The organism is Streptomyces sp. A1136 (assembly GCF_004795055.1).
GTDB lineage: Bacteria > Actinomycetota > Actinomycetes > Streptomycetales > Streptomycetaceae > Streptomyces.
In genome coordinates this window covers 43184-56415 of record NZ_SSBJ01000042.1, presented here as the reverse complement: position 1 = coordinate 56415, position 13232 = coordinate 43184, and the positions used below count along the sequence as shown (strand labels likewise).

10 protein-coding genes, 1 tRNA gene and 1 rRNA gene are annotated in these 13232 nt (G+C 66.5%); 4 read left to right on the top strand and 8 right to left on the bottom strand.

From position 1 onward, the window contains the following. Window positions 1-104: 104 nt before the first annotated feature. Window positions 105-524 (bottom strand): hypothetical protein, encoded by a 420-nt coding sequence (locus E6R62_RS31040; protein ID WP_136216803.1) that lies wholly within the window; start codon window positions 522-524, stop codon window positions 105-107. Window positions 525-963: 439 nt separating this feature from the next. Beyond that, on the bottom strand, window positions 964-3030 hold the full coding sequence (locus E6R62_RS31035) for a sensor histidine kinase (protein ID WP_136216802.1): 2067 nt from the start codon (window positions 3028-3030) through the stop codon (window positions 964-966). Between the two features lie 388 nt (window positions 3031-3418). Between E6R62_RS31035 and rrf the strand changes: the two genes are divergently transcribed. Continuing rightward, a 5S ribosomal RNA gene (gene rrf, locus E6R62_RS31030) occupies window positions 3419-3535 on the top strand. Between the two features lie 44 nt (window positions 3536-3579). On the opposite strand, the gene E6R62_RS31025 is transcribed toward rrf, so the two are convergent. The 3 genes from E6R62_RS31025 to E6R62_RS41365 all read right to left on the bottom strand — a co-directional run bounded on the left by E6R62_RS31025 (window position 3580) and on the right by E6R62_RS41365 (window position 6828). Further along, window positions 3580-4569 carry a BsuBI/PstI family type II restriction endonuclease gene (locus E6R62_RS31025; RefSeq protein WP_136216801.1) on the bottom strand — a complete coding sequence of 330 codons (990 nt, stop codon included), beginning with the start codon at window positions 4567-4569 and terminating at the stop codon, window positions 3580-3582. Between the two features lie 154 nt (window positions 4570-4723). Further along, window positions 4724-6283, bottom strand: coding sequence for an Eco57I restriction-modification methylase domain-containing protein (locus E6R62_RS31020; RefSeq protein WP_136216800.1), 1560 nt, complete (start codon window positions 6281-6283; stop codon window positions 4724-4726). Window positions 6284-6462: 179 nt separating this feature from the next. Further along, entirely contained in the window at window positions 6463-6828 is a 366-nt protein-coding gene (locus E6R62_RS41365; RefSeq protein ID WP_240802012.1) for a hypothetical protein, read from the bottom strand. Window positions 6829-7485: 657 nt separating this feature from the next. On the opposite strand from E6R62_RS41365, the gene E6R62_RS31010 reads away from it, so the two are divergent. Both E6R62_RS31010 and E6R62_RS31005 read left to right on the top strand, forming a co-directional pair. After that, complete coding sequence (locus tag E6R62_RS31010; RefSeq protein WP_240802011.1) at window positions 7486-7869, top strand: hypothetical protein; 384 nt, start codon at window positions 7486-7488, stop codon at window positions 7867-7869. A 507-nt stretch (window positions 7870-8376) separates the two neighbouring features. Beyond that, the gene (locus tag E6R62_RS31005) at window positions 8377-8607 is read left to right on the top strand and encodes a hypothetical protein (protein ID WP_136216799.1); all 231 of its coding nucleotides are present in this window, start codon (window positions 8377-8379) and stop codon (window positions 8605-8607) included. 132 nt (window positions 8608-8739) lie between these two features. Here the strand turns inward: E6R62_RS31005 and E6R62_RS31000 are convergent. Both E6R62_RS31000 and E6R62_RS30995 read right to left on the bottom strand, forming a co-directional pair. Continuing rightward, window positions 8740-8813, bottom strand: a tRNA-Pro gene (locus E6R62_RS31000). A gap of 102 nt (window positions 8814-8915) precedes the next feature. Further along, window positions 8916-9860, bottom strand: a complete 945-nt coding sequence (locus tag E6R62_RS30995) for a metallophosphoesterase (protein WP_136216798.1) — start codon at window positions 9858-9860, stop codon at window positions 8916-8918. Window positions 9861-9939: 79 nt separating this feature from the next. On the opposite strand from E6R62_RS30995, the gene E6R62_RS30990 reads away from it, so the two are divergent. Further along, window positions 9940-10401: a GatB/YqeY domain-containing protein gene (locus E6R62_RS30990; RefSeq protein WP_136216797.1), complete on the top strand. Its 462-nt coding sequence runs from the start codon at window positions 9940-9942 to the stop codon at window positions 10399-10401. 141 nt (window positions 10402-10542) lie between these two features. Here E6R62_RS30990 and E6R62_RS30985 read toward each other — a convergent pair whose 3' ends face one another. Continuing rightward, entirely contained in the window at window positions 10543-12837 is a 2295-nt protein-coding gene (locus tag E6R62_RS30985) for a transglycosylase domain-containing protein (protein WP_136216796.1), read from the bottom strand. Window positions 12838-13232: the final 395 nt, after the last annotated feature.

Here is a 13232-nt window from a genome sequence, read left to right as displayed (position 1 = left end):
AACGGCTCGATGAACTTCCACTGGGCATTGGTGAGTTGCCTGCGCGTCACGACCACAGTCCTACCGGATTCCACCCCGCGCAGAGGACAGAACTCAGGAACTGATCACGACATCACACAGGCCCTAGCCGGGGCGACGGGTGCGGCCTTGAGTACCTCGCCGGTCGCCACGCGGACAACTTTGCCGAAGTGGTTGGCGGTGACCGGGGCATCGCTGACGTACCAGGTCGAAGGTACGCCGCCCGCCCCTTCGATGCCCAGAACGTTGGCCGGGGGCACGAGATGCGTCCACACCGTCCAGTAGCGGGCGGGCGCGGCCGGGGAGAGGGATATCCGGATCGCGGTTCGGGCCGGGTCACAGAGACCAGTGTCCGCTGGGGTCTCGCTGTCCGTGAGCCAGATCAGAGGCTTCGGGCCGTCGGCGTGATCGGCGGCATTGGACTTGGGCTCGATAGACTCGGCGGCCTCGATGGCCGTCCAGCCGTCCTCGCAAGTGAAGTGAAAGAACATGCTCAGCTCCGTCATGGAAGACACTCTGTCCCCCGTACGGCCGAAGCGGAGGGTCTGGCAGGAAGAACGGGGCCGTTTGGCATTCATGAGGGTTTGACCTCAACGCAGCTTGCTGGAAACACCTCTTGGTAGTCGCCCAGGCGCTTGCAGAGGATCTCGGCGGCCTGCTTCGGGCAGGTGCCGAGGAGGGCAGACCTCCTCGATGGGGTGGGGCTCGACATCGTGGTGGCGGAGGGCGCCGTAGCCGGTCAAGGCATCGAGGCGACGGAGTTGGGGCCGATCGACCTTGCTGAGCAGGTGGAAGGTGCCGATACCTGGGCGTCGTGGGCGCCGTGGGCGCCGACGCCCAGTTCGCCGGAGAACCTTGGTCGGCGTGCCAGCCACGGCGTGCCGGCGTGGTCCGGAAGGGGTTCTGGGAGCTGGTCGGCACCCAGATGGCCTCCAGCAGCCGACGTTATCCGAACGCCTGCTCGTCAGCGTGCCGCAATGGCAGACGGATGTGGAAGGAAGCGCCTCCGAGCTCCCCGTAGGCATCTACTGAGACGCCGCCCTCGTCAACGCCAGCCTGCATTTCGCGCATGTCGGCCACTGCATCCCGGACAACTGTCAGCCCGAGCCCAGCGCCCCTGGACCTTCCGCCACTCACGCCCGGACGCCACATCTGCACGATGTCGACGTCAACGATTCCGGGGCCCGAGTCCGAGAAGTCGACCAGTGCGTGGTCGTCATCCACCCGAGTGCGAACCAGTACCGCTCGCTCCCCCAAGAGGTCACCAGCATCTGCCAACGAGCTCATGGCGTTGGCAGCCAGGTTGAAAACGATCGCCTCCAGGTCCGAAACTGCACCCGCTACGCGGATCGGGTCGCCCCAGAGCTCCTCATTGAGGGCGATGCCACGCCGCTCTAGGTGGGGCCGCACGACGTTCAAGGCACTCCCGACCACGTCGTTCAGATCCAGAACCGTAACTAGGCAGCGTTCTGCCTGGGTGGCGCGAGCCGCGATTCCTGCAAGCTCGCCGGCCCTGAAACCAGCCTCGCCGCCCTCGCCTACGGCTGCTGTCTCATACGCGAAGGCGGTGGCAAGGATCCCGGTTGTGGCGAGCGCCCGGTAGAGAAGACGCTCCTTCGGCACCAACGGCAAGCTGGCTTCATGGCGCTGGGCGGGCAAACTAGTTGCCAAAGTCGGCAGTTCCGGCTGGGCCACTAGCTCGACGACCCCATCGTCGCCTGAGGGGTCGGGGTCCCTGGGTGCCTTGGCGGGTTCAACGGTAGGGACGGGTCCAGTGCGCCGAGTTGGTGCAGGCTTGACCAGTCGCTCGCCGTCGCGAATCCGCTTCCGTTCCCTCGCCGCCCAGTCTGTGGCGCTTCGGGCAAACTCTCGAAGTTCGATGAACGCGGCGTTCTCCTGGAACCCCATCCGGTCGGTCTTGGGGATGAGCAAGCCCTCCGGGTCCTCGACTGACACCCGCCCGACGCTTGTGTTGGTCGAAGGGCGCAGCTCCGGGCTCCGTGCTCGGAGGAGGTTCAGGTCTAGCCAATCGAAACCCTGGTCCCCATAAGGATGCACACGCAACCCCCGGTGGAACAGGTGAACTCCTCCGACTACGCGCAGCCAGGGCCGAAGGTCAGTAAACCTCCGCTTCGACTTGCGCAGTTCGAACGAACGCTTGTTCAGTAGGAACATGCACAGCTCGAAGGATGCAGCCGGCGCCTGATATCGGAGAGGGGATTGCAAGCGACCGCCGCGGTCATCTGGTGCTACGTCGATGTGATCGCCGCGCGTGATTACCTGACCCTTCCAGTCGTAGAGGACCGCGCTCGCATAGCCCTGTTCATCAAGGTGGGCTTCGAGCCTGTATTCGTACTCATCGAAGAAGCTCCGGTTCACCGCGTCGGAAACCTGCTCGAATTGCGGGGCGACAAGGGTCGCGGTGAAACCTGTGTCCTCGTCGTCGAAGAAGCCCGTGAGCAGTCGCATGGCCCGGGCGAGACGCTCCATCTGGTCCTTGTCGAAGCCCTGCTTCAAGCGGTGAACAGTCAACGACGTACCCGGGGTCTTTGTGGTTGGCCGGCTGACAATCGTGAGCTCGACCTCCTCAACGGACCGAACCGTGTCGTAGTCAGACCAGTCGATGACGAGCGTGTGCTCTACGCCGGGCTCGCTTCGAGGGCGCGACACCACCTCTACTCGGCGCCCGAGGCGTAGCGCCGCCAGCCGGCCCAGGCCCTTCTCTCCAATCCGACGGCGGTTGGACGTGCTATCCGGCGTTCCCGGCTTCGACGACCTCCCGATGAGGAGGAAACCCTCACGGATCTCCTCAGCCGTCATGCCGTCACCGTCATCCTCGACGACAAGGGTGCCACCGGGCTGTGTGGCGTTGTGTAGCCGGACGATGCTCTTCGTCGCGTCCGCGTCGTACGCGTTGCGGACCAGCTCGATCACTCCGAGGTCTGGATGGGGGATCAGCTCCTCACCCAGGCGGATCAGGATCTCCGGTGCAAGGCGCAGATGAGTGCTCAAGCGTCCTCCTTCGGGTCAGATCCGCCTGTGTCACAAGATCTCTGGAGGTCCGCCAGCGTAGCTACGCGCAAGAGCGGTACATGGCCAGTGGCTGGATGATTGCCTTCGTGGGGGGCAATCTTGGCTGGTTCGCACCCACGCACCTGCCGGTGCTGTGGCCTGGCTGGGCGACCTGCTGTGGCGCCCGGTGACTCGGCAAGTGGGTCGTACAGGTGTCGGAGCAGCAAGTTCGTGGCTCATGGCCTTTGCTCCCGTGACCATGACTCCCGCCGCCCGATACGTGGGCGGGCATCGCGGGTGGCTCTCCGTACCAGCGGGCTCGGTCAAACGTTGACCCTGTATGCTTGCTTCTCGAAAGCGCTTCTCCGCTAGGAGGCGCTCACCAGTTTTCGGTGACCATAGCGGTGGGGAAACGCCCGGCAACATTCCGAACCCGGAAGCTAAGCCTGCCAGCGCCGATGGTACTGCGAGGGGGACCTCGTGGGAGAGTAGGTCGTCGCCGATATCTTCTTTGAGGGCCGCCCCACCTTGTGGGGCGGCCCTCGTTGCTTATTCGGCCTTGTCGTATGGTCCGAGGAAGCGCTCGCCGTTGAAGTGCACCATGTGCGTCTCTTCTTCTGCGACCCAAGCCTCCGTCTCCCAGGCGATCTCGGAAGCGAACTTCCGGAACATCCTCTTTGTCTGGAAGGCGGTAACGAAGACCAGGCCCGGGCGCGCTCCCGCGAAGAGTTCCTTCAGCTGGGCGACCCGCAGGCCGTTGACCGGTCCGGTGGACGTGACCGCCTCCACGAGGACAAGCCAGTCCCGCTCGGTGTAGTGGATCACTACGTCAGGCATCTTGCCGTGAGCATCCACCACGACGCCGAGGTCAGCGAGGTACTTCGGCTTGTTCACGATCCACTTGGAGCCCGTGTCGCCCAGGTAGACGATGGTGCCCCCGGGCGTGAACTGCGATGCGAAGCGCTCGACGACAGCTCCGATAAGTTCGCTGTGTTCCCCAGGGCTGAGCTTGACCTCGGTCCCGTCGGGAAGCTTGACGGGGACTCGATGGACCGACCTTTCGGCGGCCCATACCTCGGTCAACTTTTCCCACTCGGCATGAAATTCGTCCAGGGAATTCTGCCACGCCGGCGTGTCGAAATTCGCCAGTGCCTTTATGGCCAACTCGCTGGGGTGGTATCGATTATTCTTGTCGTTCGTTGCTCGGCCTGGCGCGTCAGAGTTCTTGACGAGGATTCCGGCGTCGATGAGCTGGTGGACCGACTCCTTACGCACGGACTCGCGGCTGTTCGGGGCGTACCTGCTCGGGTCCTTCGTTCCCTTTGGGATGTCCGGGTAGTGGATGGCCATCCAATCCATGCACTCGGTGATCCCGAGGGTGTTCGAGCTCACCTCCGCCCATTCCTGCGTCGGGCCGAGGTTGCACATCGAGAGCAGCACGAGTGCGGTCCGGGTGTTCTGCTGCCTCGGGGGCATCCCTATCGCAGCGAGAATTTCCTTCGCCTCGTCGAGCTTCTTTTCTTGCTGTGCCTTCGTCACTCCCTGGGCCTCCCCAGCCACATCGATGCAGTGAGTGAGGGTCAGGCTACAGGGCGTCCGAGCGGGTGCTGTTGCCCTGCTGACCGGCGGCTTCTAACGGGATGCTTCCGCCAGGACGTCGGTAATCAGCCGGTCGGCAGCCGTGCTCGCCGAACTATGCCTCGCCGGGCGACGGGGGCTCGGCCGACTCCAGGTGGCGTTCGACTAGGTCATCGAGCTTCTCCTGGTCGGGCCATCCACCCTCTATCCACTCGCCGCCAATGGCTTGAAGCTGGTCCTTGCCTGGGTAGCGCAGGTTCCGCAGGTCTGTTGCGTTGACCTGGGTGTGGCCGCTGAATCGTCGGATGAGTCGGTCCAGCAACGTGGAGTTGAGCCAGAGGCAAAGACCGCGGGCGAGTTCCTTGGGGAGGCCGGCACCTGCGCTGTGGAACACGTTGACGTGGTTTTCGAAGCCGATTCGCGCGCAAGGTGTCACATCGGGGTCGAATACAGCGGCAACCACACGACGCTTTTCCTCCTTGGAGGACAGGCGCTTCACGACGACGTAGTACCCAGAGGGGAACGTCATCTTTTCGGTGTCTGGGTTAAGCGCGATTGCGTTGTTCTTCTTAGCGCCAGGAACTGGCCAGCGGATTCCGCCATCGCGCATGTGCAACGGGTAGATCAGTGGAACTGCACCTGCCTCCGGATCGGGCCGCAGGTGTTCCTTGGAGCGGAAGTCCACAACTCGGCCGGTCGAAACCTGGCACTCGATCGTGGCGAGGGTGGCCGGAAGGCTTGCATGAGTCGCCGCGAGCTGTGCGTCTTCCTCGTCGGCGCTGATGTGGATGAAATGCTCGCTGTCTTCTGGCTGCACCATCTCCCGGTACTCCACCGCACGGCTGCGTGTTTCGCCGCCGTAGCTGTGGCTGGAGGACATGACGATTGGCCCTCGGTCGGGAGCGTCGGTGCGTGTCGCGGAGAAGATCACGTTTTCCTGGAGCACGTCTGTGTCCGCGAACACCTTGTTCCGCGCCTCGAACAGGTGCACTCGGTCGATATGCATCCGGTCAAGGAGGTACTTGCGGAACGGTCGGAAGTAAGGGCCGTTCGCGAAGCTCCTCGGGGTGATTGCGACGAGCTGCCCACCGGGGGCGAGAAGGTGGATCCCAAGTGCCATGAACGCGGAGTACAGGTTGGAAGTTTCTGTGCATGCCGTTGTGACGGCCATGCGCTCGCGGGAGCCAGCGGCGAGCTTCTTGTACGGGGGGTTCATGATCACGATGTCGAACGGCCCACGTGCTTCGCCGAACAGCCCTTCCGCCTGTGTTGCCCAGGCGATGAAGTCGTCCTTAACCAGGGTGGTCTCCACCCGTCCGCCGAGCGCTTCGACCGTGCGCGCGCAGTCCTCCAGGGTCGCCGACAGGGTCTCGTGTAGCTGGGGGTCGTTCTCGCAGGCCGTCACGCTGAGGTGCACTTCTGGCTGGCCTTGGAGGATGCGCGACACGAGCGAGGCGGTCAGAGAGCCAGCCCCAGCGCCGGGGTCCAGGATCCGGATCGGGCCTGTGCTGGCCAGTCTCGCCAAGGAGGCAATGAAGTCAGCGGCAGGGGCAGGCGTGAAGTACTGGCCGCGCTTCGCGCGCTCCTTGGGGTCAAGGGCCGAAGACGACTCCTGACGCCGCACTTCCGTGCGCGCCACAAGGTCCGATACCGCTGCTGCTACCTCTGCTGCCATGGGCACAGCGTAGCCAGATTGCCCCCGAGCTGATGAGCCTGTGGAAAACGCTGTCGGTGAACTCTTCCAATGGGATCACCGGCTCCCGCCGAGAGCCGCGACGTGCAGCGCGAAGCTTTCCGTCAAACTGGCGAGCACAGCCTTCCCCTTCTCTGCTGTGCCGAGGGCTGGAAAGCCGATCACCCCGATTCGGTGTACGCCTCCATTCCCTGGACCAAGAGAAACGGGCGTGCGCCGCCCTCGTGGTCTGCCTCGTTGTATCCGTCGCGGACCAGCTCGGGGGCCGCATGGAGAAGTACGTGCACGGCGTTGCGGGCGCGTGAGCGTTCCTCCAGTTTCTGGGCTGCGGCCTTGGCTTCGATCCGGGCCGGAGCGAGGGTGAACTCCTCGACCTCCGGGGTGGAATAGACCTTGGTGAATCCGGCGACGAGCTGTCCCTTGACTCTCCAGAGGCCGACCTCGATGAGGTCGATGTCGAGGTTCATCTCCGACAGCCACACGACGGTGTGGGTGACTTGTTTGGGGAAGCCGGCCGCGATGATCACCTGCCGGGGGGGGCTGGAGCAGTTCCGGACTCCAGTCCCCGTCCACGTGGTTCGAGAGGCGCTGTCGGCACTCGTCGAGTTCGACGCTCTCGCCCCTGCCCTTCAGGAAGTCGCGGTGTGCCTGGGCCAGGGTGTCGAGGTCGAAGCGGGACACCAGGGCGGCGTAGGTGATCGGCTGGAGGTGTACGTCTCGGTTGGCCGTTCCCCGCTTCAGCTCGACCACCACGAGACGACCCGTGGCATCCAGGCCCAGGACGTCCAGTCGGTCCCGCGCCGGTACCCCGTCCGTGTCGGCCCACCGGTCGAACTCGGCGGTGATGACGAGCACCGACTCTCCGAGGACCTGGGGGTGCGCGATCACCCACTCCTGGAGGTGCTGTCGTTCGAGGAGCCCCTCCGCTGCGAGCGCGGTCGGTGCGACGGGTGCGGCCGAGGCCCCTTCGACGGTGAAGAGATGATCCACGCTGTCCCCCTTCCCCAGTCCGTCAGCCAGGCGCTCCCACGCCGACCGTCCCGAGCCTACGTGCGGGTTGTGACACGGGGCACTTGCTTTGCGGTAGATCACGGACGGCCTCGGAGGCGATTCCGACGTCGGTTCCCCGGCGAGATCTCGTTGATGGGCACCCGGCGGTGCCGTCGGCCTGGCTCAATGGAGGCATGGAGATCGGGGAGCGCTGGGCCTATCGGGCCAAGCCGAAGGAGTTGGGCGGCGCTCTGCGCCAGGTGGAGATCGTCCGGGTGGGCGCCTCCGGTAGGTCCGGCATCCACGTGCGGTTTCTGGACGGCGATGAGGCCGGACTGCAGGAGTGGGTCAGCGCCGGCTGTCTGGTCGCGCTCTGGGCTGATGTCGACGTCTTCCGTGCGCACGACACGGCGGAGCTCGCCCTGACCGAGGCGTCGAGGGAGGTACGGGGGAGCGCCGAGTTCGAGGCGGCGCGGATGATCCTGGGCTCCGTCCGCCCCAGGGGGCGACTGCGTCTACGCAAGGCGGTAGTGGACGCGGGCGTGCTGCGGAGGCGCGGAGCGGTCTGGATGCCCTGAGCCGACGCCTGGAAGAGAGCATCCAGGCGGTACCGCTGGTGTCGCCCGAGGCGGCGAGCCCCTTGGTTGTCGGCGCCCCGGCCACTACCGAGTCCGATGTGCAGCCGCCCGCTGGGCCGGACCCAGCCGAGCCCGAGGTACTCGGAGAGCCGGCCGAGCTGACCGAACGATCCGACGGGAAGGAACCCCGCGTGCTGGAAGAAGTCCGCAATGCCCACGGTCATGGGAACACGGCAGGAAAGCCGGAAACCGTGCCGCACCTGACACCCGTGGCGGAGCCGGTCCAGGAGCCCGCTCACGCTGACCAGGAGGACCAGCGCGCCCACCTGCAGTGCCTTCTGTCGGCTGCTGCGATCGCCTCCGCGACGCTGATCTGTCACCGGGAGACGTGGGACTTCATCGCAGAGCACACCAGCGGGCACACCCACTTCCGGCTCCCCGAGCGGATGCGAAGACGCGGATGGCGGCCGTGTCGAGATAGCCCTGTCGGGAAGGTCCCTGCTCGCCATGCTCACCACGATGTGGAAGGTGACCCGGGGGCACGAGGCAGGCGGGGCGCCCGGTGAGGAGCAGGACCTGGCCACGTGGGCGCTGGCTGCGGCGGTCTACCGCAGGACGGCGCTCGCTGTGGACCGTGTGACAGATCAGGCCGAGAAGGCGAACGGCTCAGCCTTGATCGTCCTCGACGACCGGAGCACGCGCACGACTGCCCCGGACCCCGGCGCCGCCGCTGCCTGACCGGCTCCCCGGGGAGCCGGATTCCGAAGTCGGCTCCCAGATGGCTCCCAGATGGCTCCCAAGACAGGGGCAAACGCCAAACAGGGGCCTGATCCGCGATGCGGATCAGGCCCCTGACCTGGTCTTACGAAGTCGGGGTGGCGGGATTTGAACCCACGACCTCTTCGTCCCGAACGAAGCGCGCTGCCAAGCTGCGCTACACCCCGATCGCCGCCTGTGCAGCGTGTGCTGTCCTGGCGACATCGATTACTTTAGCGGACCGTCGGCCGGAGACGAAATCCGGTTTTCGTGGGGCGCCCGCAGGGCGGTCAGGCGGGTTGCCGCGGGGTCAGCGTCAGGAGGGTGGCCTCCGGCGGGCAGGCGAAGCGGACCGGGGTGAAGCGGTTGGTGCCGCAGCCGGCCGAGACGTGGAGGTACGCGCGGTTGCCGTTCGCCGTGTGGGTCGACAGGCCCTTGACCCGGTCGGTGTCCAGGTCGCAGTTGGTCACCAGCGCCCCGTAGAACGGGACGCACAACTGCCCGCCGTGGGTGTGCCCGGCCAGGATCAGCGGGTAGCGGTCGGCGGTGAACGCCTCCAGGACGCGCAGGTAGGGGGCGTGGACCACCGCCATCGAGAAGTCGGCGTCCGCCTCCGGTCCGCCCGCCACCATCGCGTAGCGGTCCCGCTTGATGTGCGGGTCGTCCAGACCGGTGAAGGCGATCTCCAGTCCGTCCAGCTTCATCCGCGCCCGCGTGTTGGTCAGGTTGAGCCAGCCGGCCGCGTCGAAGGCGTCGCGCAGTTCCTCCCACGGGTTGTGGACGGCGCCGACGACCGGCTTGTTGCCGTTCAGCCCGTGCCGGCCCTGGGCCTTCTCGATCAGATAGCGCCCGGGGTTGCGCAGCCGCGGCCCGTAGTAGTCGTTCGAGCCGAATACGTACACGCCGGGGAAGGACATCAGCGGCCCGAGGGCGTCCAGCACCTCCGGCACGCCCTCCGTGTCGGAGAGGTTGTCGCCCGTGTTCACCACGAAGTCCGGGCGCAGCCCGGCGAGGGACTGGAGCCAGGCGCGCTTCTTGCGCTGACCGCCCACCATGTGGATGTCCGACACCTGCAGTATCCGCAGGGGCCGCATACCGGCGGGGAGGACGGGGACCGTCACCCGGCGCAGCCGGAAGGACCGGGCCTCGAACCCGGCCGCGTAGGCCACACCCGCGGCCCCCACCGCCGCGATCCCGGCGCCGACCTTCAGGGGAACTCCGTAACGCGCACGCATGACCCCATCGTCGCACCCCGGGTCGCCCCAGCGGAAAACCGGCGGGCGCCTATGGCGCCGCACCTGGCAGACTCGGGGCATGACCACGCTCAAGGCCAAGCTCCAGGAAGACCTCACCACTGCCATCAAGGCGCGCGACGAGCTCAGCTCGTCCACGCTGCGACTGACCCTCGCCGCCATCACCAAGGAGGAGGTCGCCGGCAAGGAAGCCCGGGTGCTCTCCGACGAGGAAGTCCTCAAGGTGATCGCCAAGGAGGCGAAGAAGCGCCGCGAGGCGGCGGAGGCGTTCAGCCAGGGTGGTCGCGCCGAGTCGGCCGCGCGGGAGCTCGCCGAGGGCGAGTTCCTCGACAGGTACCTGCCCAAGCAGCTCACGGACGATGAGCTCGGCGAGATCGTCGCGCAGGCCGTGGCGGAGGCGAAGGCGGCCGGGGCCGAGGGGCCGCGGGCGATGGGTGCCGTCATGAAGATCGTGAACCCGAAGGTCGCCGGGCTGGCCGACGGGGGCCGCGTCGCCGCCGCCGTTAAGCAGCGGCTCGCCTAGGGGTTCCGGACCGCGCGCAGGGGCTCCCGGACAGGGAAGGCCCGGACACGCGTAACGCCCGGACACGTGTAACGCCCGGACACGCGTGAAGAGGGAGGCCCCCGCCGGAATCCGGCGGGGGCCTCCCTCTTCACGTGCGGGCTACTGGACGTCGCCCCCGCCGCCGATCACGCCCGGCGGGATGGAGATCCCGGGGAAGGGGTCGACGGGTGCGCCGCCGCCGGTGGGCCCGGCGATCGTGGCCCCGCCCGGGTCGCCGTCGCCCGGCTTGCCGTCGCGTCCCGGCTTGCCCTTCCCCGGCTTGCCCGGGTTGGGGTTGCTCGGCTGGGTCGGGCGGTTGCCGCGGGCGCCCCCGGTCGGGGAGGCGGCGTCCCCGACGAACACCGTCTGGAAGCTCTGGTTCTCCCGGCCGGCCAGCGCGCCCGTCACCGCCTGCTTCCAGATCGGGCCGGGCAGCCCGCCGCCGTAGACCTTGTCGTAGAACTCGCCGCCGATGGTGATGTTCTCCATCGACACCTGCTTGAGTCCCGCCGAGCCGACCCACGTCGCGCCGGACATGTTCGGCGTGTACCCGACGAACCAGGCGTTGTAGCGGTTCTCGGTCGTACCCGTCTTGCCCGCGCTCTGCCGGTCGGTGAGACCCGCCTGGGCACCCGTACCGGAGTCGACCACGCCGAGCAGCAGGGTGTTGATGGTGTCGGCCGTCTTCTCCGACATCACCCGCTCGCACTGCGACTTGGGGACGGCGAGCGCCTTGCCGTGCGCGTCCGTGATGGACTCTATGGCGATCGGGGTGCAGCGCACGCCCCGGTTGGCGAAGGTGGCGTAGGCGGTGGCCATGGTCAGCGGGGACATGCCCTGGGTGCCGAGCGCGATGGCGGGGACCTCCGGCAGCTTGGCGCCGTCGGCCGGGACGACACCGAGCTTCGTGGTCATCTCGGTGACCGGGCACAGCCCGATGTCGCTGATCATCTCGACGAAGTAGGTGTTGACCGACTTGGCCATCGCCTCCCTCATCCCGTACGGGCCGCTCTCGGACTCCGACTCGTTCTCGACCCGGTCCTTGGGCTTGCTGTCGTTGACCCAGGGCTTGTCGCCGCAGGTCTGCACGCCGCTCGGGTACTCCATGTCGTGCGGGGAGGCGTACACCTTCGTGGGCGACATGCCCTGCTCGATGGCCGCGGCCGCGACGAAGGGCTTGAAGGTGGAGCCGGTCGGGAAGCCGAAGTTCGAGCCGCCCATCCGCTTGTCGACGGAGTAGTTGATCTGCGTCTCGTCCTTGCCGAAGCCGTACGGCTTGGACTGGCCCATCCCGAGCACCCGGCCGGTGCCGGGCTGGACGAGGGTGACGGCCGTCGCGACCTTGTCGTCTTGGTGGACGTGGTCCTTGATGGACTCGTTGACCGAGTCCTGCGACTGCGGGTCGAGCGTCGTACGGACCGTCAGGCCGCCGCGGTTCCAGAGCTTGGCGCGCTCCTCGCGGGTCTTGCCGAACACCGGGTCGGTCAGGAAGGTGTTGCGCACGTAGTCGCAGAAGAAGCCGGCGCCCTTCACGGCGGTGATGCAGCCGTTCTTGGGTCGGGTCACCTTGAGCGTGACCGGCTTCTGCTTCGCCTCGTCGGCCTCGGTCTGCGAGATGTCCTTCATGTCGGCCATCCGCTGGAGGACGACGTTGCGGCGCTTCATCGCCTCCTGGGAGTCGTTGACCGGGTCGAAGCGGGTCGGCGACTGCACCACGCCGGCCAGCAGCGCGGACTCCTCCAGCGTCAGGTCCTTGGCGGGCTTGCTGAAGTAGCGCTGGGAGGCGGATTCGATTCCGTACGCCTGCTGACCGAAGTAGGTGATGTTGAGGTAGTTCTCGAGGATCTTCTTCTTCCCGAGTTCCTCCTCGACCTGGATCGAGTACTTCAGTTCGCGGATCTTCCGCCCGAGGCTCTTCTCCTGCGCCTCGCGCACCTTCGACTCGTCGTCACCGGCTTCCTCGACGAAGACGTTCTTCACGTACTGCTGGGTCAACGTGGACGCGCCCTGAGCGGCTCCGCCCTCCTGCGCGTTGCGGTTCACCGCGCGCAGGATGCCCTTGAGGTCGACCGCGCCGTGCTCGTAGAAACGCGAGTCCTCGATGGCGACGATCGCCTTCTGCATGTACGGGGAGATGGCCGTCAGCGGGACCACTTGGCGGTCGCGCGAATAGACGGTGGCGATCAAGCCACCCTCCGCGTCCAGAATCGTGGTGCGCTGGCTCAACGGAGGTGTCTTGAGATTGGCCGGGATCTCGTCGAATCCCTCTACCGTTCCCTTGGCGGCGAGGCCCAGGGCGCCGGCGCCCGGGATCGCGATGCCGGCCAGTACGACTCCGGAGAGGACCGACACCCCGAGGAACTTGGCGGCCTGTTGCGGCCCCGTGAGCCCGCCGCCCGAGCGCTTCTTTCCCATGGAGGGCAGCCTACGTTCTCATTCACCGGACACGCGCGAATGCCTTGGCCTAAGCTGGCCCCAACTGTCACAGCAGTGCGGCGCGACATCAACCCCTCGGCTTGATTTTCACCCTTGCCGAATGCGGTGGACTGATGTCCGAATCCCGCCGTTCACTCGGATGGTGTCCGGTGGTGAATCTCCGATTTCACCCGAATCGCCGGAATGGTCGGGCATGTCGTCCGATCACTCCGTCGGGTGATCTGCCGCTTACCCATAGTCCGTTCGGACCATTCAAGATTGGGCCCGTCGGGGGTGTTGCGCTGTGCTCGCCTTCCGTAACGTCCTCAACTGGCAGCGGTGAATATGCCGCTGCCGCCGTGGGGGAGCCTCGATTCGGGAGAGGACGGCGCCGG